The sequence below is a fragment of the Mesorhizobium sp. P2_F7 genome, assembly GCF_056403695.1.
In genome coordinates, this window is record NZ_JBFUFA010000001.1 from 772,552 (window position 1) to 792,962 (window position 20,411).

The 20,411-nt window shown below is 63.9% G+C and carries 21 protein-coding genes and 1 tRNA gene; 8 read left to right on the top strand and 14 right to left on the bottom strand.

Going from position 1 to position 20,411, the window contains the following annotated elements; translation table 11 throughout:
* The first annotated feature begins 87 nt into the window (after positions 1 to 87).
* Both AC1DZ8_RS03490 and AC1DZ8_RS03495 read left to right on the top strand, forming a co-directional pair.
* Positions 88 to 1,668 (top strand): 5-guanidino-2-oxopentanoate decarboxylase, encoded by a 1,581-nt coding sequence (locus AC1DZ8_RS03490; protein WP_477400316.1) that lies wholly within the window; start codon positions 88 to 90, stop codon positions 1,666 to 1,668.
* A gap of 184 nt (positions 1,669 to 1,852) precedes the next feature.
* Positions 1,853 to 2,560 carry an SDR family NAD(P)-dependent oxidoreductase gene (locus AC1DZ8_RS03495; RefSeq protein WP_477308801.1) on the top strand — a complete coding sequence of 236 codons (708 nt, stop codon included), beginning with the start codon at positions 1,853 to 1,855 and terminating at the stop codon, positions 2,558 to 2,560.
* 22 nt (positions 2,561 to 2,582) lie between these two features.
* Here the strand turns inward: AC1DZ8_RS03495 and AC1DZ8_RS03500 are convergent, their stop codons facing one another.
* The 6 genes from AC1DZ8_RS03500 to aroA all read right to left on the bottom strand — a co-directional run bounded on the left by AC1DZ8_RS03500 (position 2,583) and on the right by aroA (position 8,192).
* Positions 2,583 to 2,885 (bottom strand): hypothetical protein, encoded by a 303-nt coding sequence (locus AC1DZ8_RS03500; RefSeq protein ID WP_477308803.1) that lies wholly within the window; start codon positions 2,883 to 2,885, stop codon positions 2,583 to 2,585.
* A 78-nt stretch (positions 2,886 to 2,963) separates the two neighbouring features.
* Entirely contained in the window at positions 2,964 to 3,785 is an 822-nt protein-coding gene (locus AC1DZ8_RS03505; RefSeq protein WP_477308805.1) for an MOSC domain-containing protein, read from the bottom strand.
* Positions 3,786 to 3,957: 172 nt separating this feature from the next.
* Positions 3,958 to 5,655, bottom strand: a complete 1,698-nt coding sequence (gene rpsA / locus AC1DZ8_RS03510; RefSeq protein WP_015314259.1) for a 30S ribosomal protein S1 — start codon at positions 5,653 to 5,655, stop codon at positions 3,958 to 3,960.
* A 205-nt stretch (positions 5,656 to 5,860) separates the two neighbouring features.
* Complete coding sequence (gene cmk / locus AC1DZ8_RS03515) at positions 5,861 to 6,511, bottom strand: (d)CMP kinase (protein WP_477308809.1); 651 nt, start codon at positions 6,509 to 6,511, stop codon at positions 5,861 to 5,863.
* A complete protein-coding gene (locus tag AC1DZ8_RS03520; protein WP_477308811.1) occupies positions 6,508 to 6,834 on the bottom strand; it encodes a hypothetical protein in 327 nt (108 codons plus the stop codon). The genes cmk and AC1DZ8_RS03520 overlap by 4 nt, the downstream gene beginning before the upstream one ends.
* The gene (gene aroA / locus AC1DZ8_RS03525) at positions 6,834 to 8,192 is read right to left on the bottom strand and encodes a 3-phosphoshikimate 1-carboxyvinyltransferase (RefSeq protein WP_477400317.1); all 1,359 of its coding nucleotides are present in this window, start codon (positions 8,190 to 8,192) and stop codon (positions 6,834 to 6,836) included. Before aroA ends, AC1DZ8_RS03520 begins: the two co-directional genes overlap by 1 nt.
* A gap of 206 nt (positions 8,193 to 8,398) precedes the next feature.
* On the opposite strand from aroA, the gene AC1DZ8_RS03530 reads away from it, so the two are divergent.
* The 3 genes from AC1DZ8_RS03530 (at position 8,399) to AC1DZ8_RS03540 (ending at position 9,528) form a co-directional block, all read left to right on the top strand.
* Positions 8,399 to 8,791 (top strand): TIGR02300 family protein, encoded by a 393-nt coding sequence (locus AC1DZ8_RS03530; protein WP_181056631.1) that lies wholly within the window; start codon positions 8,399 to 8,401, stop codon positions 8,789 to 8,791.
* A 172-nt stretch (positions 8,792 to 8,963) separates the two neighbouring features.
* Positions 8,964 to 9,039, top strand: a tRNA-Ala gene (locus tag AC1DZ8_RS03535).
* Positions 9,040 to 9,141: 102 nt separating this feature from the next.
* Complete coding sequence (locus tag AC1DZ8_RS03540) at positions 9,142 to 9,528, top strand: hypothetical protein (RefSeq protein ID WP_477308815.1); 387 nt, start codon at positions 9,142 to 9,144, stop codon at positions 9,526 to 9,528.
* Positions 9,529 to 9,577: 49 nt separating this feature from the next.
* Here AC1DZ8_RS03540 and AC1DZ8_RS03545 read toward each other — a convergent pair whose 3' ends face one another.
* From AC1DZ8_RS03545 to msuE, 5 genes are read right to left on the bottom strand one after another with little or no spacing between them, the layout of a single operon-like run.
* Positions 9,578 to 10,342 (bottom strand): ABC transporter ATP-binding protein, encoded by a 765-nt coding sequence (locus tag AC1DZ8_RS03545; protein ID WP_477308817.1) that lies wholly within the window; start codon positions 10,340 to 10,342, stop codon positions 9,578 to 9,580.
* 24 nt (positions 10,343 to 10,366) lie between these two features.
* Positions 10,367 to 11,365 (bottom strand): ABC transporter substrate-binding protein, encoded by a 999-nt coding sequence (locus tag AC1DZ8_RS03550; RefSeq protein WP_477308819.1) that lies wholly within the window; start codon positions 11,363 to 11,365, stop codon positions 10,367 to 10,369.
* A gap of 38 nt (positions 11,366 to 11,403) precedes the next feature.
* Positions 11,404 to 12,252, bottom strand: coding sequence for an ABC transporter permease (locus AC1DZ8_RS03555; protein ID WP_477308821.1), 849 nt, complete (start codon positions 12,250 to 12,252; stop codon positions 11,404 to 11,406).
* 25 nt (positions 12,253 to 12,277) lie between these two features.
* Entirely contained in the window at positions 12,278 to 13,654 is a 1,377-nt protein-coding gene (locus AC1DZ8_RS03560) for an LLM class flavin-dependent oxidoreductase (RefSeq protein ID WP_477400318.1), read from the bottom strand.
* Positions 13,655 to 13,704: 50 nt separating this feature from the next.
* Positions 13,705 to 14,262: an FMN reductase gene (gene msuE, locus AC1DZ8_RS03565; RefSeq protein WP_477305960.1), complete on the bottom strand. Its 558-nt coding sequence runs from the start codon at positions 14,260 to 14,262 to the stop codon at positions 13,705 to 13,707.
* A gap of 319 nt (positions 14,263 to 14,581) precedes the next feature.
* Between msuE and AC1DZ8_RS03570 the strand changes: the two genes are divergently transcribed.
* Positions 14,582 to 15,601 (top strand): LLM class flavin-dependent oxidoreductase, encoded by a 1,020-nt coding sequence (locus AC1DZ8_RS03570; RefSeq protein WP_477305962.1) that lies wholly within the window; start codon positions 14,582 to 14,584, stop codon positions 15,599 to 15,601.
* A 40-nt stretch (positions 15,602 to 15,641) separates the two neighbouring features.
* Here AC1DZ8_RS03570 and AC1DZ8_RS03575 read toward each other — a convergent pair whose 3' ends face one another.
* Complete coding sequence (locus tag AC1DZ8_RS03575; RefSeq protein WP_477306136.1) at positions 15,642 to 16,049, bottom strand: Ros/MucR family transcriptional regulator; 408 nt, start codon at positions 16,047 to 16,049, stop codon at positions 15,642 to 15,644.
* A 330-nt stretch (positions 16,050 to 16,379) separates the two neighbouring features.
* Here AC1DZ8_RS03575 and AC1DZ8_RS03580 point away from each other — a divergent pair, with 330 nt between their 5' ends.
* Complete coding sequence (locus tag AC1DZ8_RS03580) at positions 16,380 to 17,249, top strand: DUF6502 family protein (RefSeq protein ID WP_477305964.1); 870 nt, start codon at positions 16,380 to 16,382, stop codon at positions 17,247 to 17,249.
* On the top strand, positions 17,246 to 18,355 hold the full coding sequence (locus tag AC1DZ8_RS03585) for a DUF5666 domain-containing protein (protein WP_477305966.1): 1,110 nt from the start codon (positions 17,246 to 17,248) through the stop codon (positions 18,353 to 18,355). The genes AC1DZ8_RS03580 and AC1DZ8_RS03585 overlap by 4 nt, the downstream gene beginning before the upstream one ends.
* 33 nt (positions 18,356 to 18,388) lie before the next feature.
* On the opposite strand, the gene AC1DZ8_RS03590 is transcribed toward AC1DZ8_RS03585, so the two are convergent.
* The gene (locus tag AC1DZ8_RS03590) at positions 18,389 to 19,234 is read right to left on the bottom strand and encodes a fumarylacetoacetate hydrolase family protein (RefSeq protein ID WP_477305968.1); all 846 of its coding nucleotides are present in this window, start codon (positions 19,232 to 19,234) and stop codon (positions 18,389 to 18,391) included.
* A gap of 149 nt (positions 19,235 to 19,383) precedes the next feature.
* Positions 19,384 to 20,115 carry an SDR family oxidoreductase gene (locus AC1DZ8_RS03595; RefSeq protein WP_477305970.1) on the bottom strand — a complete coding sequence of 244 codons (732 nt, stop codon included), beginning with the start codon at positions 20,113 to 20,115 and terminating at the stop codon, positions 19,384 to 19,386.
* Positions 20,116 to 20,411: the final 296 nt, after the last annotated feature.

Sequence of the window (20,411 nt, forward strand, 5' to 3'; positions counted from 1 at the left end):
TTCCGTCCGGAATTGCGTTAAAAACAAAGAGGTAGAGCCGATCACTGTTTCCGCTGAACAGTGATCGGTGCTAACGGGAGGAAACCAATGACCACCATCGGCGAAGCCCTCATCACGCTGCTCGAAGCGCATGGCGTCGACACCGTCTTCGGCATTCCCGGCGTCCACACGGTCGAGCTTTACCGCGGGCTGGCGCGCTCGAAAATCCGCCATGTCACGCCGCGCCACGAACAGGGCGCCGGCTTCATGGCCGACGGCTATGCGCGTGCCAGCGGCAGGCCGGGCGTGGCTTTCGTCATCACCGGACCGGGGCTGACCAACACCATCACCGCGATGGGCCAGGCGCGCGCCGATTCGGTGCCGATGCTGGTGATTTCCGGCGTCAACGCGATGCCGACGCTGGGCAAGGGGCTGGGCTTCCTGCACGAACTGCCGGACCAGCGCGGCATGATGGAAAAGGTGGCGCTGTTTTCGCAACGCGTCACCGAGGCCAGCGAATTGCCGGGCGCGCTGGCGCAGGCCTTCGCGCTGTTCTCGTCCTCGCGGCCGGGCCCCGTGCATATCGAGATCCCGACCGACGTCATGGTCAAACCGGCCGACGGTATTGCTGCCTTGCTCACCAATGCTGCGCCGCCGGCGCCGGATGGCGCGGCCATTGCCGAAGCCGCCAAATTGATCGCCGCGGCGCGCCGGCCGCTGATCCTGGCCGGAGGCGGCGCCAAGCGCGCCGGTGAGCCATTGCAGCGCCTGGCCGAACGGCTCGGCGCGCCTGTCGTCCAGACCGCCAATGCGCGCGGCCTGCTGCACGCGCATCCGCTTTGCGTGCCCGCCAGTCCCAGCCTTAAGGCGGTGCGTGCGCTGATGGCCGACGCCGATCTGGTCATCGCCGCCGGCACCGAATTCGGCCCGACCGACTATGACGGCTACAGCGATGGCGGGTTTGTGCTGCCGGCCAATCTCATCCGCATCGATATCGGTGCCGATCAGCTCGCCCGCCGCCCGGTCAGCGTCGGCATCCAGGCCGATTGCGCGGAGGCGATTGAAGCGCTGCTCGGCGCGATCGGCTCCTCTCACATAGCCGCGAAGGACGGCGGGGTCCGCGCCGCCGCAGCACGAAAGGCGGCCTTTGCCGAGCTCAGCCCTGCCTATGCCGCGCAGGTGCATGCGGTGGAAACCATCCGCGACGCCTTGCCGGGCGCCATCATCGTCGGCGATTCCACACAGCCGATCTATGCCGCCAATCTCTATTACGACCATGACCGGCCGGGCGGCTGGTTCAACGCCGCCACCGGCTTCGGCGCACTCGGCTACGGGCCGCCGGCGGCGATCGGCGCAGCCCTCGCCATGCCCGGCGTGCCGGTGGTCTGCCTCACTGGCGATGGCGGCTTCCAGTTCACCTTGCCGGAACTGGGCGCGGCGCTCGATGCGCCGGCGCCGGTCATCTTCGTCGTCTGGAACAACCGGGGTTATCGCGAGATCGAGACCTCGATGCTCGATGTCGGCGTCGAGCCGGTCGGCGTGTCGCCGGCGCCTCCGGATTTCTGCAAGCTGGCCGAGGCCTACGGCATATCAGCCGAACGGCTTGCCGGGACCGCGGATCTTGCCGATGCGCTCAAACGCGCGCGCGCAACCGGCCTGCCCCATGTCATCGAAATCACCATCGACTGACGCCTTGCCATCCGCCGTACATCCATGCGCCGGCAAAGCGGGGGCCGGCAGGTTCGAGCGATGCAAAGACGCAACACTGCCATGTCGAGATGGCGGTTGAGTGATCGCTAAAAAGGCGCGACGCTCTGCGTCGGGCGCGGCGAAAGAACGACATAATCATAAGAAATTACAGGAGCGGTCCAGGATGACGGAAACACTTCAAGGCAGGCATATCGTGGTGACCGGCGGCACTGGAGCGCTGGGTGCGGCGGTTGTCGGCAAATTGCTGGCCGACGGCACCATATGCCACGTGCCCAATGCGCACGCCTCGGCCCCTTCGCATTTTCCCTTTTCGGCGCATGAGCGCGTCAAGCTGGCGCATAATGTCGACCTCGCCGATCCGGCCAAGGTCGATGCCTTCTATGCCGGCGTCCCCGAACTGTGGGCCTCTATCCACCTGGCCGGCGGCTTTGCCATGGCGCCGGTGGAAAAGATCGAATCCGCATCCTTTGCCGAAATGATGGACACCAACGCGCGCACTGCCTTCCTGTGCTGCCGCGCTGCCGTGCGCTCGATGCTCGCCTCAACCACGGCGGGTCGCATCGTCAATGTCACGGCGCGCGCCGGGCTCGACCCGCGCCGCGGCGCCGGCATGGTCGCTTATACCGCGAGCAAGGCCGCTGTCGCGGCGATGACGGTGGCTATGGCGGAAGAGCTGAAGCACAAGGGCATTCTGGTCAACGCTGTCGCGCCCTCGACGCTCGATACGCCCGCCAACCGCGCCGACATGCCCGATGCCGATGCCACCAAATGGGTCAGCCTGGAAGCTGCCGCCGAAGCCATCGCCTATCTGGCATCACCGGCCAATCTGGCGATGAGCGGTACGCTGGTGCCACTTTACGGCCGCGCCTGAGGCGACGCTGCCGCGGTGCAACTCATTTGCAGACGAGCGTGCCTATCTGCAGCTTGAATTTGCGCGGGCCCGGCATCGGTTCCGCGCTCGTATCGTTGACGATAAACACATCGAGCGTGCAGCCGCCGCCGCCCACCCGGTAGTGGTCGTTTCCGATATGCTCGATCACGTCGATCGGGCCGTGATTTTCCAGCCTGCGCGCAACATCGCCGCTGTCGGTGATGGCGTCGATCTCGGCCTTGCGCTGCCAGTAGGGCGGTAACGCCGCCGACGCCGCCACTGTGCCGGCCAGCAGGAATGCTGCGACAAAACCGATACGGGTCATAGGGCCTCCGATGGTTTGGCTTCCGGCCCTTCAAGCATGGCGGTCGCCAACGCTGCTACGCACTAGAAGAACCCGCGACTATGTCAGGTTCGAGACGCCCGCCTCGATGACCTCGACTGCGTCGCCGATGGCGATTGTGCCGGCGTTGTTCGGTATCGCATTCTGGCCGAAGATGATGCCGCCCTTGGCCGAGCGATGGAGTTTGCCAAGGGTCTGCAGCGGTTCGCGTGGATCCGGCTGCTCGCCGCTCAACGGATCGCGGGTGGTGATGACACAGCGCGAGCAGGGCTTTGCGATGCGCAACTCGACAGCGCCGATGCGGATCGTCCTCCAGCTGTCTTCGGGCCATGCGCCTTCAGCGTCGAGGACGATGTTCGGGCGAAACCGCGCCATCTCGATGGGCCTGGCAAGATGACTGTTCAGATGGTGCAGCGAGCCCGTCGTGGCGATCAGCAACGGAAAACCGTCGGCAAAGCCGACATAGTCGCCGGGCTGGCCGAATTCCGGGTCGACCGGCCGGTTCTTCGGATCGTCGAAATAAACGAGATCGACGGGCCGGCCAAGAATCGCCGAGAGATATGCGCCGGCGGCCGGATCGCCCGATCTTGCTGCAACCACATCCTTCCAGACCTTGACCTGGCGGAGCGCGGCACCTGGGGACGGAACTCCGACGGCATGCGAGCCATGCCTGTCATGTCTGAGCAGGATGCCCGTGGCGCGATGCTCGACGTCGATCGTCGTCATTGCCGGTATCTGGCGAATGGTGAGGAATTGTCCGTCCTTGTCGACGACCATCCAGCGACGGTCGCCTTCCATGCCCATGGTCTCGATGTCGGCGCTCGACACGGCATGGCCGCGCAAGCTCTTGACCGGATAGCGATAGAGTTCGACGACCTTCATGCGAATTGCTTCTCTGACATACGCCGGAGCCTACAGGCGCAAATATGGAATTGAAGGGCTCGCACAGTCTTTGTCTTGTGCCAACCGCGCATGAAAAAACCCGCGAGCCTTGCAGCCCGCGGGTTTCTTGTTCAGGCCGCGCGCGAGGCGCGGCTGATGGTTACGCGGTGGGCTAGTTGCCCTGCTTCTTCAGCGCGGCGCCGAGGATGTCGCCCAGCGAAGCGCCGGAGTCGGTCGAGCCATACTGTGCGACGGCTTCCTTCTCTTCGGCGATTTCCAGCGCCTTGATCGAGACCTGCAGCTTGCGGGTCTTCTTGTCGAAGGCGATGACGCGGGCGTCAACCTTCTGGCCAACGGTGAAGCGCTCGGGGCGCTGCTCGTCGCGGTCACGGCTGAGGTCCGAGCGCTTGATGAAGGTCTCGATGCCGCTGTCGACCAGCCGCACTTCCAGACCGCCATCCTTGACGCCGATGACTTCGCAGGTGACGACCGCGTTCTTGCGCAGTTCGCCTGAAGTCGCCGCTTCGCCGACCGTATCTTTGGCCAGCTGCTTGATGCCGAGCGAGATGCGCTCCTTGTCGATGTCGACGTCGAGCACCTGCGCCTTGACCATGTCGCCGCGATTGTACTCTTCGATGACCTGCTCGCCCGGACGGGTCCAGTCGAGGTCGGACAGGTGCACCATGCCGTCCACGTCGCCTTCGAGGCCGATGAACAGGCCGAACTCGGTCTTGTTCTTGACCTCGCCCTCGACCTGGCTGCCGACCGGATGGCTCGAGGCAAAAGCCTGCCACGGATTCTCGAGCGTCTGCTTGAGGCCGAGCGAGATGCGGCGCTTGGCCGGATCGACCTCGAGCACCACAACGTCGACTTCCTGCGTCGTCGACAGGATCTTGCCGGGGTGCACGTTCTTCTTGGTCCACGACATTTCCGAAACGTGGATGAGGCCTTCGATGCCCGGCTCCAGCTCGACGAACGCGCCGTAGTCGGTGATGTTGGTGACGGTACCCTTGATCTTCTTGCCGATCGGGAACTTGGTGCCGATCTCCGACCACGGATCCGACTCGAGCTGCTTCATGCCGAGCGAGATGCGGTGGGTTTCCTGGTTGATGCGGATGATCTGCACCTTGACCGTCTGACCGATGTTGAGGATTTCGGTCGGATGGTTGACGCGGCGCCATGCCATGTCGGTGACATGCAGCAGACCGTCAATGCCGCCGAGGTCGACGAACGCACCGTAGTCGGTGATGTTCTTGACGACGCCTTCGACAACCTGGCCTTCTTCGAGGTTCTGCACGATTTCCGAACGCTGTTCGGCGCGGCTTTCCTCGAGCACGGTGCGGCGCGACACCACGATGTTGCCGCGGCGGCGATCCATCTTGAGGATCTCGAAGGGCTGCGGGTTGTGCATCAGCGGAGAGACGTCGCGGATCGGGCGGATATCGACCTGGCTGCGCGGCAGGAAGGCCACGGCGCCGTCGAGGTCGACGGTGAAGCCGCCCTTGACCTGGTTGAAGATGACGCCTTCGACGCGCTCACCCTTGGTGAACTTCTCTTCGAGCTTGACCCAGCTCTCTTCGCGACGGGCCTTGTCGCGCGACAGGACGGCTTCGCCCAGTGCGTTCTCGATGCGCTCGACCATGACCTCGACGGTGTCGCCGACCTTGAGCGTCGAGTCCTTGCCCTTGACGCCGAATTCCTTCAGCGGCACGCGGCCTTCGACCTTGAGGCCGACATCGATGATGGCCATGTCTTTTTCGATCGCCAGGATCGTGCCCTTGACGACCTGACCTTCGCCGGAGTGACCGGTGGTAAATGATTCTTCGAGCAGGCTCGCGAAATCGTCGCGAGTGGGATTTGCAGCTGACATATTTTCTCCTGGAGTGCCCCGCATCTGGAAGCGGGACGGGCGCCGTGGGTTAGCGTTGCGTTGGCCTGCCGGCGTTCCGGGCTACAAAAGCCCTGGGCCGCCTAAGCGGCAATTCCGGCGCATGAAGAATGCTGGCAGGCTGGTTCGTGCCCGATATGGGTATTTTCTTCGCTTCCAGCAACGGAAACTCGAGGAAAACCTTCAATCAGGCTTTATCTCTCTTGGCCAGGGCGTCGTCGATGATCGCTTTGGCCGCCAGAAACGCGGCCTCTATAGCCATTTCGGAGGTATCAAGCAAGTGCGCGTCGGCGGCCGGCTTCAGTGGCGAGTCGGCGCGGCCCATGTCGCGCTCGTCGCGGCGCACGATATCGGCGAGGATTTCGGAAAAATTGGCGGAGCCGCCGATGCTCTCGATCTCGGCCAGGCGCCGCTGCGCCCGCACCTCTGCACTCGCCGTCACATAGAGTTTTATGTCGGCATCGGGGCACACGACGGTGCCGATGTCGCGGCCGTCGAGCACCGCACCCGGCGGCGTCTTGGCGAAGTCGCGCTGCTTTTCGACCAGGATGCGCCGCACCGTCGGGTAAACCGCGACCTTCGAGGCCGCTTCGCCGACCGCATGCGCCGACAGCACTGCCCGGTCGAGTTTTGCCAGATCGACCTGACGGGCGGCGGTTTCAGCCGCCGAGACATTGTCGAGCGGCAGCGCGTGCCGGATCAGCGCATAGGCGACAGCGCGGTAGGTGAGGCCGGTGTCGAGCAGGTTGAGGCGGTAATGGTCGGCGAGCCGGCGGGCGAGCGTGCCTTTGCCGGCGCCGGCGGGACCGTCGATGGCGATGGTGAAGGTGTGGGTCATCTAACTTGCCTGAATTGACGGAACCCCCGCACCACCAGAGCGATCAAAATCGACAGGGGCAACAAGATAAAGGGTATGACGCCAATTGTTACAAAAGCCATGGCGCCGATTGCGCGCGAAATTCCTGCAAGGATGCTCCAGCCGTTTCTTTCCAGGAACTCGCTGGTATGAACGGAAGCGAACATGACAAGGAACTGCAGAGCAAAGAGCCAAAAAAGGAACGCAAAGATACCGAAGCTCTTCTTGAAGGCGATGCGTTCAATCAAATACGGGACCAGCGCAAATCCGAGGTAAGTCGCGACAGCTAACAAGTCCCGCGCCATCAAGCGATCTCCGCGCCCAGACCCTTCATCAGCCCCATGAACTCCGGAAAGCTCGTCGCGATCATGGCGGCATCATCGATGGTCACCGGCTTTTCCGTCGCCAGGCCCATCACCAGAAAGCTCATGGCGATGCGGTGGTCGAGATGGGTCTGCACCGTCGTGTCCTGGCCGTTGGGGTGGCCGCCCAGGCCCTTGCCGCCGGGCTTGCCGCGCACCGCGAGCGAGGCTTCACCCTCGGTGCAGTCGACGCCGTTGATCTTCAGGCCGGTGGCGACAGCCGCCAACCGGTCGGATTCCTTTACCCGTAGCTCCTCCAGGCCCTGCATCAGCGTCTCGCCTTCAGCGAAGCTCGCGGCAACGGCTAGCACCGGATATTCGTCGATCATCGACGGCGCCCGTTCGGGCGGCACGGCAACGCCCTTCAGCTCGGAATAGCGCACACGCAGATCGGCGACATCCTCGCCGCCGGCATTGCGCGGGTTCAAGATGTCGATCTGGCCGCCCATTTCCTGCAGCGTTAGAAGCAGGCCGGTACGCGTCGGATTCATCAGCACGTTCTCGATGACAATGTCGGAACCCGGCACGATAAGGGCCGCGACCAGCGGAAAGCCCGCCGAGGATGGGTCGCCGGGCACGGCGATGGTTTGACCGGTCAACTTGCCCTGGCCCTCGATGAAGATGTGGCGCACGCCGCGCTCGTCCGTCTCGACCGACAGGTTGGCGCCAAAGCCTTTCAGCATCTTTTCCGTGTGGTCGCGCGTCATCACCGGTTCGATGACGGTGGTGATGCCCGGCGTGTTCAGCCCGGCTAGCAGCACGGCCGATTTCACCTGCGCCGAAGCCATCGGCACGCGGTAGGTGATGGGGGCGGCGTGTTTCGGTCCATGCAGCGTGATCGGCATGCGGTCACCCGGCGTCGCCTTCAGCACCTGCACGCCCATCTGGCGCAAGGGTTCGAGCACGCGGCCCATCGGCCGTCCCGACAGCGAAGCGTCGCCGATGAAGGTCGTTTCCATGTCGTAAGTGCCGACAAGACCCATGGTGAGGCGCGAACCGGTGCCGGCATTGCCGAAATCGAGTGGTCCTTCTGGCTGCAACAGCGCGCCATTGCCGGTGCCGCGGATCACCCATTCGGCGCCACGCTTCTCGATATGCGCGCCCATCGCCTTCATGGCCGCCGCTGTGCGCATCACATCCTCGCCTTCGAGCAGGCCGGTGACGCGGGTTTCGCCGGAGGCGAGGCCGCCAAACATCATGGAACGGTGCGAGATCGACTTGTCGCCCGGCACGCGGGCGGTGCCGGAAAGGGCTGAGGATTTGCGGGCGGTGGCCGGCTTGGCAGCGGCGGCGTGAGACATGGAATTTCCCTGGACGGAATGCCGGCGCACCGGCGCTTTTCATTTGTTGCGGCGGTCTCGTATCACGGCGGGGGGAAATGGTCATCCCCATGGCCGTCACTTGGCGCGAGGCCTTTCAGGACTTGGTTTTGTGACGCCGGCTTTTCGCTTTGACAGCGCGGTAAACTGTGGGTATGGGGACCACTCTTTTATTGACGAGGCTTGCCGTGGCAAAAAATGAACTTGGCACAAAGCGTGTCGACCCTGAGACGGGTCGAAAATTCTACGACCTGAACAAGGACCCGATCGTCTCGCCGTATACGGGCAAGACCTATCCGCGTTCCTACTTCGAGGAAGGTAAGATTGCCGCCATCGAAGAGGAAGAGGAAGTGGCCGAGAAGGAAGTAGACGCCGAGGAAGAAGAAGGCGTTGAAGTCGTCTCGCTTGAAGAGGCCGACGAAGACGTCAAGGCCGGCGACGACCTTCCCGATCTGGGCGACGACGAAGACGATGTGGATCTCGGCGACGACGAGGACGATACCTTCCTTGCCGACGAAGAAGAAGAAGACGATGACGTCGCCGACATGATCGGCGTCGGCGACGACGACGACGAGGTCTGATCGGCCGCGGGCCTAGCGCTCGCCGGCTTTCTTGAGCTGTGACGAAAAAGCGGTTCTTGCAGGCTTGATATTCAGGGAAGGCGGGGTTAGAAGCCGCCTGCACTAAACGGCGCGGTGTTGAAAACCGCGCCGGACCTCTACGCCGGCAACGGCGCCGGCTGACTGCCGGAGTGGGGCCATAGCTCAGTTGGGAGAGCGCTTGAATGGCATTCAAGAGGTCGTCGGTTCGATTCCGATTGGCTCCACCAAACAGTCTCTTTCCGACGCTCGGTTTCGCGGCATTCATGCTTGTCGCCTGCCAATCGGCGCCTGAACCGTCATCCCCGCCGCCAGCGCCCGCAGCTCAGCCGATGGCGCCTGCCGCGATCTCTGCGGACGGTGCGGCGGTCCTCGATCCGTCAGTGCGGGTCATGCCCCCCGGCGAGGGCATTCCGGCCAAATATGTCGCATTTTCCGGCATATGGGGTGGACAACTGGATGGGATGTATGACGGCAAGCTCGCCGTGCTGACGATATCGCGCGGCGGCAATGTCACCGCCACCTACGCCTGGGGCGATGTGGCCGACAACAAGCCTGGCGTGGCCGACGGCGAAGGCAAGATTTTCGGCAATACGTTGAAACTGCGGCGCCTTCCCAATGGCGCGGACGTCAGCGCGGTCATGCAGGCGGACGGAACGCTGGCCGTCACCTATGGGCTTGCCGACCGCACCTATACGGGCACGTTCACCAAGCAGTAATCGCGAGAGCGAATCTCCTGTGTCAGCCCACGGCTGGCGCCCGCCCCGATCAGTGCAGTCCGAATTCGCGCAGCAGTTCTTCGCGATAGCGCACGAAGCGGGTTTCGCTGCGCTCGCGCGGGCGTGGCAGGTCGATGTCGATCAATCGCGCCGCGCCGCCTTTCTCCTTGGGCAGGATCAGCACGCGGTCGGCCAGATAGATCGCCTCTTCCAGATCGTGGGTGACCATCACCATGGTGACGTTCTCCTCGCTCCAGATGCGCGCCAGTTCCTCCTGCATGCCGATCTTGGTCATGGCGTCCAGCGCTCCCAGCGGCTCGTCGAGCAGAAGGATTTCGGGCTGGACGGTCAGCGCCCGGGCGATGCCGACGCGCTGCGCCATGCCGCCGGAAAGCTGGCTCGGAAAAGCATCGGCGAATTCGGCAAGCCCGACCAGCGCAACGTAGAAGCGGGCGCGTTCCTCGGCTTGCCTTTTGGGCACGCCGCGAACTTCGAGGCCAAAGGCGACATTGCCGAGCACGCTGAGCCACGGCAGCAGGCGCGGTTCCTGGAAGATCACGGCGCGCTCGGCGCCGACGCCATGAACTGGCTGGCCGTCGATGGCGACGGCGCCGCTGTCGGCAGCCTCCAGTCCGGCCAGAATGCGCAGCAGCGTGGTCTTGCCGGAGCCGCTGGCGCCGACGATGACCAAGCATTCCCCCGAACGGATGTCGAGGTTGAGCGTCCGCAACACGGCAAGCCGACGCCCGCCGAGGCTGAATGATTTGGAGAGGTCGCGGATCGAGACCTCTCCTCCACGGTTGGAACCGTTCATCTCATCTCTCAGCTATTTCAGAGCTCAGTTCGTCTTGGTTTCGCCGGGCCGGTACAGAATGTCGGCGGCCTTCAGCTTGCCCTTTGCCAGACGGCCGTCGCGCTCCAGCACGGCGACCCAGAAATCGATGTCGTGGTCGGTCGCCTGCGCACCATCGCGAAGTCCGAAACCGGTCCAGTATTTGGCGAGATCGCCGTTTTCGCCGCGCTTGTTGAGGATATTGGCCAGCACCTTACGGGCTTCATCCGGGTTCTGGCGCGACCAGTCTGAAGCGCGCGCCGACTGTTGGACGAAGTTGCGCGCCGCATCCGGATTGGCGGCAATGAAGTCGCGCCTGAGCACGACGAAGCCGCCGGCGAGTTCGCCGAGCACCTGGGTATCGTCGAACACGCCGCGAACGCCGCCATTGGCGACCAGCGCGCCGGCAAACGTTGCCTGCCAGTAGCCTAGGCCCGCTATATCGACCTGGCGCGAGCGCAAGGTCTGCTCCAGCTGCGGCCCGGGCACGACAATGAGGTTGGCGGCAGTCGGCGGCAGGCCGACGCTGTGCAGGGCTTCGCGCACCGTATAGTCGAGATGGGCGCCGAGCGTGTTGACCGAGATGGTCTTGCCGGCGATGTCGGCGATCGATTTGATCGGGCTGTCTTCCAGCACGTAGAAGACGCTTTTTACGTCCTTGTTGATGCCGTTGCTCGGATACGCCGCGACGAAGTCATTGCCGCCCGAGATCGAGTTGATCACCGCCGCGGTGGCGGCCGAGCCGATGTCGACGCTGCCGGAGGACAGCGCAAACAGCGATTCCGGTCCGCCCGAGGCATAGCCGACATTCTCCAGCTCGACGCCGAGCCCCTTGTAATAGCCGAGTTCGGCGGCCAGCTCATGCGGCGAGATGCTGCCACGGCTGGCGAGATAGCGAAATTTTACCGGTGCCGCTTCGGCAAAGGCGAGGCGTGGCAAGCCGGCGGCGATGAGGCCGGCGGCAAGCGGTGCGCCGGCAAGTAGGGAACGGCGGGTGATTTTCATGATCCGGTCTTTCCTAAGTGAGGGTGAGGGACGGACTGCTAGTTGACGGGGTTGCTCCAGCGGCAGAGCCGCCGCTGCAGCGCGACCAGCGCCTGGTTGGCGATCAGGCCGAGTCCGGCGAGGATGACGATTGCCGCAAACATCAGCGGGATCTGGAAATTGTACTGTGCGTTCATCACCTGGAAGCCGATGCCCTTGTTGGCGCCGATCATCTCGGACGCGATCAGGAGCAGCAACGCCGTGGTGGCGCTCAGCCGCAAGCCGACGAAGATCGACGGTACGGCGCCCGGCAGCACGACGCGGCGAAACACGGTGAGCCGGCTCGCGCCGTAGACGCGGGCCATTTCGAGCAGTTTGGGATCGACTTCCTTGACGCCGCTGGTGGTGTTGAGCAGCAGCGGAAACAGCGTCGCCCAGAAGATGACGAAGATCTTCGAGGTTTCGCCCAGCCCGAGCAGCAGGATGAACACCGGGTAGAGCGCCAGCGCCGACGTCTGCCGGAACACCTGCAGGATCGGATCGAGCGCGGTTTCGACCGTGCGCACCTGACCCATGAACAGGCCGAGCGGGATGGCAACCGCAACGGCCGCCGCAAAGGCAATGCCGGCGCGCTGCAGGCTGATGGCGATGTCGCCGAGCAGGCTGCCGCCGGCAAGCCCCTTCCAGAGCGCTGCTATGATCATGTCGAGCGGCGGCAGAACCGCCGCGTTGACCCATCCGACGCTGCTCGCCACCTGCCAGAGCGCGAGGAAGCCGACCAGCACACCGTAGCGCGACAGGAAGCGGACAGCCGCCCTGCCGCCGAGGCGGAGAAAGTCGTCGCCGAGCCCGCTTTCGCCGCGACTGGCGCGGATGGTGATCGGCCGATCGATGTGCTGCAATGTCATCGCGTCATCCCTTCAGCTACGAGGATCATTCGGCGGCAAGGACGGTCGAGCGGGCGACGGTCCATGGATTTTCCGGGCGCCTGAGACCGAGATTCTCGCGCAATGTGCGGCCTTCATAAGCGGTGCGGAACAGGCCGCGCCGTTGCAGTTCGGGAATGACGAGGTCGACGAAATCGTCGAGCGCGCCGGGCAGCCAGGGCGGCAGGATGTTGAAGCCGTCGGCCGCCTCGCTGGTGAACCATTCCTCCAACTGGTCGGCGACCTGCGTGACGCTGCCGACGATGGTGTAGTGGCCGCGCGCCGTCGCCACCCATTGGTAGAGCTGGCGGATGGTGAAGTTGTGCTCGTCGGCGATCTGCCGGATCAGCGCCTGACGGCTCTTCATGCCTTCGGTTTCCTTGCTCGGTGGCAGCGGGCCGTCGAGCGGATAGCCCCTGATGTCGAGCGTCTGTCCGGCAAGCCCGTTGAGCAGCGCGACACCGTCCTCTGGCAGGATGAGGTCGTTGAGCTGCTGGTATTTGGCGCGGGCTTCTTCCTCGGTGCGCCCGACGAAGGGCGCGACGCCGGGCATGATCACCACCTGGTCAGGATCGCGGCCGACTTGCGCCACGCGAGCCTTGATGTCGCGGTAGAATTCCTGCGCCGTCTCGAGCTTCTGATGGGCGGTGAAGATGACTTCGGCCGAGTGTGCGGCAAGCCCGCGTCCATCTTCCGACTGCCCGGCTTGTACGACAACCGGATGTCCCTGTACCGGGCGCGGCACGTTGAGCGGACCCTTGACGCTGAAATGCTCGCCCGTGTGGTCGATGTCGTGCAACTTGTCCTTGTCGTAGAAGCGGCCCGACTGCTTGTCGCGGATGAAGGCGTCATCCTCCCAGCTGTCCCACAGCGCCTTGACCGTCTCGACATGCTCATGCGCCCTGGCATAGCGCTCGGCATGGTTGGGCTGGACGTCGCGGTTGAAATTGCGCGCCGTTTCGTCGCCGGCCGACGTCACCACGTTCCAGCCGGCGCGGCCGTTCGACAGCAGGTCGAGCGACGCGAATTTGCGGGCAAGCGTATAGGGCTCTTCATAGGTGGTGGAGGCCGTGGCGATGAAGCCGAGATGCGTGGTCAATGGCGCCAGCGCCGCAAACAGCGTCACCGGCTCGAAGCCGGCGATCTTGGCATTGCCGCCTTCGCGGGCGCCGAGGCCGACGGTGAGATTGTCAGCCAGGAAATAGGCGTCGAACAGCCCGCGCTCGGCGGTCAGCGCCAGCTGCTTGTGGAACTCGAAATTGGTGGCGCCGTCGGCCGGCGCATCGGGATGGCGCCAGGCGGCAATATGCTGCCCGCCGCCGGGCAGGAAGGCGCCGAGCTTGATCTGCCGCGGCTTGCTCTGGGATTTGCTGGCTCTGGTCATTGCAGACGTCCTTCTGGTCTATGCGGGAAGGAATGTTGCGTTGCTGATCTTCAGGCGGCACGGACGACGCTGTAGGGCACGCCGGCCACGCGGCATGCCTCGGCCACCGCCTGCCGGGCTCGCGCCTGGACGGCTTCGGACACCAGCACGCCATTGGCGAAATCCTTGTCTGAGGCGTAGATCGCGGTCGGCAAGGTCTGCGCTTCGAAGAAGCCGAACAGCGGCCGCAACTGATGCTCGACGACAAGCGAATGGCGCTCGCCGCCGCCGGTCGCCGCGAGGATGACCGGCTTGCCGCGCAGCGATGATGGGTCGAGCAGGTCGAAGAAATGCTTGAACAGCCCGGTATAGCTGCCTTTGAAGGTCGGTGAGCCGACCACCAGCACGTCGGCGGCCAACAGCTGGTCAACAATGGCGCGGGCCGCCGGGTCGAGATCGTCAAGTTTCTTTGCGAGCGGAAAGGACGGGCCGAGGTCCTCGATGTCGAAAACGCTCAAAGCAGCACCGGCACGGCTCGCCACTTCACCGGCGATGTGGCCGACGAAAGCCTTGGTCTTGGACGGACGGGTCAGGTTGCCAGACAACCCCACCACGAGCTTTTTTAACATTTTGCGGCTCCTTACACGATCGTATGTGCATTAAGGCTACCGATTTTGTAGAATTAAATGAGCGAGAAGATTTCAAAACCAGCCCGTCAAGCGAATGGAGTTTGCGGCACATCGCCTTTCCTTGGTTCATTTGGCCCAAAAGAACGCGGCGGATCCGGTTCGATGTCCGCTGGCTAACAATCCTGGTGCCTTGCACGCGGATGGGTATCGTCGCGAAACCGTCAAGGGTCGGCGCCATTGACACTGCGTCGCGTGAGAGTCGATTGAACCCAATCGCACGGGCGACGAAGTAGGGACCTGCAAAGAACAGGATGCGCGCATGAAAAAGATCGGCTTTCTTTCCTTCGGCCATTGGTCGCCCTCGTCGCAATCGCAGACGCGCTCGGCCGCCGATGCGCTTTTGCAGTCGATCGACCTGGCGGTGGCCGCCGAGGAGCTTGGCGCTGACGGCGCCTATTTTCGCGTGCATCACTTTGCCCGCCAGCTTGCTTCGCCCTATCCGCTTTTGGCCGCTGTCGGCGCCCGCACCAGCCGCATCGAGATCGGCACCGCCGTCATCGACATGCGCTATGAAAATCCGCTGTATATGGCCGAGGATGCGGGTGCTGCCGACCTGATCGCCGGCGGCCGGCTGCAGCTCGGCATCAGCCGCGGCTCGCCGGAGCAGGTGATCGACGGCTGGCGCTACTTCGGCTACGTGCCGCAGGAGGGGCAGAGCGACGCCGACATGGCGCGCAACCATGCCGAGGTTTTCCTGAACGTGCTGCGCGGCGAAGGCTTTGCGCAGCCCAATCCGCGGCCGATGTTTCCCAATCCGCCGGGAATGCTGCGCCTCGAACCGTTCTCGGCCGGCCTGCGTGACCGGATCTGGTGGGGCGCCGCCACCAACGCCACTGCCGAATGGGCGGCCAAGCTCGGCATGAACCTGCAAAGCTCGACGCTGAAGTTCGACGAGAGCGGCCAGCCGCTGCACATCCAGCAGGCCGAACAAATCCGCGCCTTCCGCGCGGCGTGGAAGGAAGCCGGGCATGCGCGCGAGCCGCGTGTGTCGGTCAGCCGCTCCATCTTCGCGCTGGTCGATGACCGCGACCGCGCCTATTTCGGCGGCAACGACAGCGAGGACCACTTTGGTTACATCGAACCCGAGAAGCGCGCCGTTTTCGGTCGTACCTACGCCGCCGAGCCTGATGTGCTGGTCAAGCAGCTGAAAGAGGACGAAGCGATCGCCGAGGCCGACACGCTGCTTCTGACCGTCCCCAACCAGCTCGGCGTGGAGTACAATGCCCACGTCATCGAGGCTATCCTGAAGCACGTCGCGCCGGCTCTCGGCTGGCGCTGACGAGAGGCGCCACCCCGCAGCGCGATCTATCTTGGCCGATCTATCTCGGCTTCTGGCCGAGACCCATGGACTTGGCCAGCGTCGAGCGCTTTGAGGAATAGTTCGGCGCCGTCATCGGGTACTCGGGAGGCAGGCTCCACTTCGTTCGATATTGATCCGGCGTCAGGCCGTAATGCACGCTGAGATGCCGCTTCAATGATTTGAACGGCTTGCCGTCCTCAAGGCAGAAAATGAAGTCGGGCGTGATGGATTTCTTGACCGGAACTGCAGCCTTGAGTTCGCTGGCCCGGGGGGCGGGCGACCCATCCGCGAGATGCTTGAGCGAGCTGTAAACCTGGCCAATGAAACCAGGCAGGTCGGCGGCGGGGAGAGAGTTGTTGGCAATATAGGCCGACACAACGCCGGCGGCAACGGACACAATCGGGTCGAGTTCAGTCGTTTGCACCATGGCAACAATCTCTCCGGCAACAGCAAGGTTCGTATGGGGGATTTTTTCAGAAATGGAATCGGCAGAGGTTCTTTGTGGTTTGCCGCCAAGCCTGCCTAGAACAGGCGTTACATAAGTCTTCTTCAAAAACCTCTCCTGTGCCGTGGTTGCAGAGCGCCCCTTGCCATGATTCCACGATGAAGTCGAACATGTGGGAAAAATTCACACGTGTCAACTCAGACGCCGGACTCGGGTCGCCCTTGTGGAGACATTTCCCACGCGGTAGGTTCGGCGAGCGTCTTTTGAGGGAGGGACGGTCGATTTCGTGATCAGCTAGTGAAGGACAGGGCGATGGACAGATCAGGGGGGCAAAATCTGGATGGCGCCGGGGTCCAGGGTGCGTTGAACCGGCTGCTTCGTCCGTTGGTGCGGCTGGCGATCCGCTGCGGGGTGACGTTTCCGACCTTCGTCGATCTGCTGCGCCAGCTCTACGTCAATGTCGCCGAGCATGAATTCGCACTGCCCGACAAGCAGCAGACGGACAGCAGGGTCAGCCTGCTGACAGGCGTTCACCGAAAGGAAGTCAGCCGGCTAAGAGGAGCGGGCGCGCCGGTTCGAGTGGTGCCCGAGTCCGTGTCGAGGACCAGCGCCATCGTCGCGCGCTGGCTTGCCGATCCGGCCTTTGTCGATGCCAAAGGGGTGCCGTTGCCTTTGCCGCGCGCGAGCGAGGCCGGAGAGGCTTCCTTTGCCGGCCTGGTGGAGTCGGTGACGCGCGATTTGCGGCCAAGGGCCGTCCTCGACGACTGGCTCGACCGCAAGCTCGTCGAGATCGACGAGAAGGACCGTATCGTCCTCCTGGAAAGGGCAATGGTGCCGCGCGAGGACGGCGAGGTCCGGCTCTATTATTTTGCCCGCAATCTCGGCGACCACGCCACTGCGGCTGTCGAAAACGTGCTGGCCGACAATCCGCCGTTCCTCGAGCGCGCCGTCCACTATGACGGGTTGTCCGAAGACCTGGCCAGATCGCTGGAGGCCTACAGCCGCAAACTCGCGATCGACATGCTGCTGCACCTGAACAAGCATGCAAACCAGGCTGTCCAGACCGATGCCGGCGGCAACAGCCGGTGGAATTGCGGCGTCTATATCCTCACCGCGGACGGGACGTCGCTGGTTGCCGAAGACGCGCCGCAGCGCAAGGATGACGACGGAGACGCCGCATGAGCCGGAGCCTGACAAGGCGCGGCCTCCTGATGTTGGGAGCCGCCTTGCCGGCGCTGTTGCGCGGCATGGCTGCCGGCGCGGGGGAAGCTTCGAAGGACCAGGGCATCGGCGGCACCGGCTGGACGGCGGGGACCGACAGCGATCAGGGGATTGGCGGCACCGGCATCGTTGGAACCGTCCAGCGTTTCGGCAGTATTTTCGTCAACGGCGTTCGCGTCGGCTATTCCCCTGATGTGCCGGTATGGATCGACGGCACCCGCGTCACGGCAAGCAGGCTGAAGATAGGGCATGTCGTGCGGGTCGCGGTGATGGTGGTGGGCGGTCGCACGGTCACTCGCGCGATCCACGTCACCAGCGAGGTGGTCGGACCTGTTGATCGCGTGACTGCCGGCTCCTTGTCGATCCTGGGACAACAGGTCGACATCGCTCACCTCCCCAGGCGGTCCAGGATCAGGCCCGGCGATGTCATCGCCGTCTTCGGCATCCGCCGGCCCGACGGGAAGATCGTCGCCAGCCTGATTGAGGCCAGGCCTGATGAAACGCAGTATCTGGTGCGCGGGCTGGCGATCGCAAAGTCAGGCGCGCTGCTGGTCGGTCGGCTCAAGGTCGGATCGCAATCGTCGAAATTTGCAAACCGGCGCGTCGAAGTTGCCCTGGCCAAGGCACCGGACGGATACAAGGTGCTGCATCTGGCGGCGGAAACGCCGATCCCCCACCGCCGCGTCGGCGGCGTCCTTTACGAGACCTTCCTGCAACGTCAGGGGCGACGGCTCAAATCAGGCCTGGGCGTTGCTCTGGACGACCGGACTGACGAACCGAAACCGGCAGGTATTGTCCGGGCGTTCCTCGACGTCCGCTTCGACAGGGAGGGGCATGTTGTCTCGGCATCTCGGCAGGCCGGAAGCAGCCAGTCGCCGGACCAACCCGGCGTACCCGCTCAACGCGCCAGCGGTGATGTCCCGGCCAACCCAGCCACCGGGCCACAGGATGGCGTCGGTGGGCCTGGCGGGACGGGTGGTGTCGACACACCCGCCGGGTCACCGGGTGGCCCTGGAGCGCCCGGTGGAATGGGTGGCCCCTCGCCCGGCGGCTCCGTCAAGCCGTAGCCGTCGGGCAAGCAGATTCAGGAAAAGAGGCGGCTAGATATCCGCCTTGAAGGTCTGCTTCTGCTGGCCGAGCCCTTCGATGCCGAGTTCCACCACGTCGCCGGCCTTCAGGAACACCGGCGGCTTCATGCCGAGGCCAACGCCGGGGGGCGTGCCGGTGGAGATGATGTCGCCGGGATGCAGCGACATGAACTGGCTGAGATAGGAGACGAGATAGGCGACGCCGTAGACCATGGTCTTGGTCGAGCCGTTCTGCATGGTCTTGCCGTTGACGGTCAACCACATCTTCAGGTTCTGCGGATCCGGCACCTCGTCCTTGGTGACCAGCCACGGGCCGGTCGGGCCGAACGTGTCGCAGCTCTTGCCCTTGGTCCACTGACCCTGGCGCTCGGCCTGGAAGGCGCGCTCGGACACGTCATGGGCGACGGCATAGCCGGCGACATAGTCCAGCGCGTCGGCTTCGCTGACGTATTTCGCCGTTTTGCCGATGATCACGGCGAGCTCGACCTCCCAGTCGGTCTTTTCCGAGCCGCGCGGGATCAGCACGTCGTCGTCCGGGCCGACAATGGCCGAGCTGGCCTTCATGAAGATGATCGGCTCCGGCGGCACGGTGGCGCCGGTTTCGGCGGCGTGGTCGGAATAGTTCAGGCCGATGCAGATGAATTTACCCGTGCCGGCAACGCAGGCGCCGAGCCGCGGCTTGCCGGACACCGCCGGCAGCGACTTCGGATCGAGCTTCGACAATGTCTCGAGCGACGCCGGATCGAGCGCCTTGCCGGCAATGTCGGAGACATGACCTGAAAGATCGCGGATCGTTCCATCCGCATCGAGCAGACCGGGGCGTTCGTTCCCTGTCTCGCCATAGCGCAGCAGTTTCATCTTGCTCTCCAAATTGCGGCCCAAGGCCGTTTTCAAACTCACTCAGCCAAAGCGACGAGGGATCGGGGCGGACTCTGGCTATCGGATCCGACCTAGGGCAAGCCGGACTTTAGGACTGCTCTATCCCGGATCGTCGGATCGAGAATTGCTCAGATCGACCAGCCACCGTCGATATTGTAGGCCTGCCCCGACGTGTAGGTGGCGCCGGCGAGATAGACGGCTAGGTCGGCGATTTCCTCGGGCGTGCCGAGACGGCCCATTGGCTGACGGGCGATGAAGGCGGCGCGGGCGGCGTCATAATCGCCCTGCGCGTGCATGCGGTCCTGCAGCGACGGGCTTTCGACAGTGCCGGGGCAGATGGCGTTGCAACGAATGCCCTTGGCGACATAGTCGGCGGCGACCGCCTTGGTCAGGCCGATCACGGCCGCCTTGGTGACGCCATAGGCGAAGCGGTTGGGCACGCCCTTGCCGGCGCCGGCGACCGAAGACATGTTGATGATCGAGCCGTCGCCACGCTCGAGCATGCCGGGCAGCACAGCCCGAATGGTACGGATCATGGCGCGGACGTTGAGGTTGAAGGCGAAATCGAGATCGGCATCCTTCATCTCGAGGATCGAGCCGGAATGGACGAAGCCGGCGCAGTTGAACAGCACGTCGACGCGGCCGATTTCGGCAAAGCCCGATGTCACGGCATCATCATTGAGCACATCGAGCTTGCGGGTCTTGATGCCGGATGACTTGGCGAGTTCGGCCAGCAGCGCCTCGTTGATGTCGGTGGCATGGACGACGGCGCCTGCCTTGGCGAAGGCCAGCGCGCTCGCCTTGCCGATGCCTTGCGCCGCCGCCGTGACGACAACGACCTTGCCTGCCAGATCCGCCATGCTTTTCTCCTCGGCCCTTGTGCCGCTTTCCCAGGGTTCAGCCCGATTTACTGACGGCCGACCAAGGCGTCCTGTGCCAGACAGGCGCGACTATGCGGCCTGCACGATCCATCAGTTCACGAATAATATATGTTTTTTCTGGTTAAAGAACATGTGTCCGGGCGTCAAGCCCGAACGCGATCACCTTCACGACAGCCGATGTAATACACATCGCAAGCCCCGATGCAACAGCTTGTATGACAACCGGGCAACTTGTCGCGCGGCCTTCGTTCGTCCAAACGCAACGCGCCTTAGCG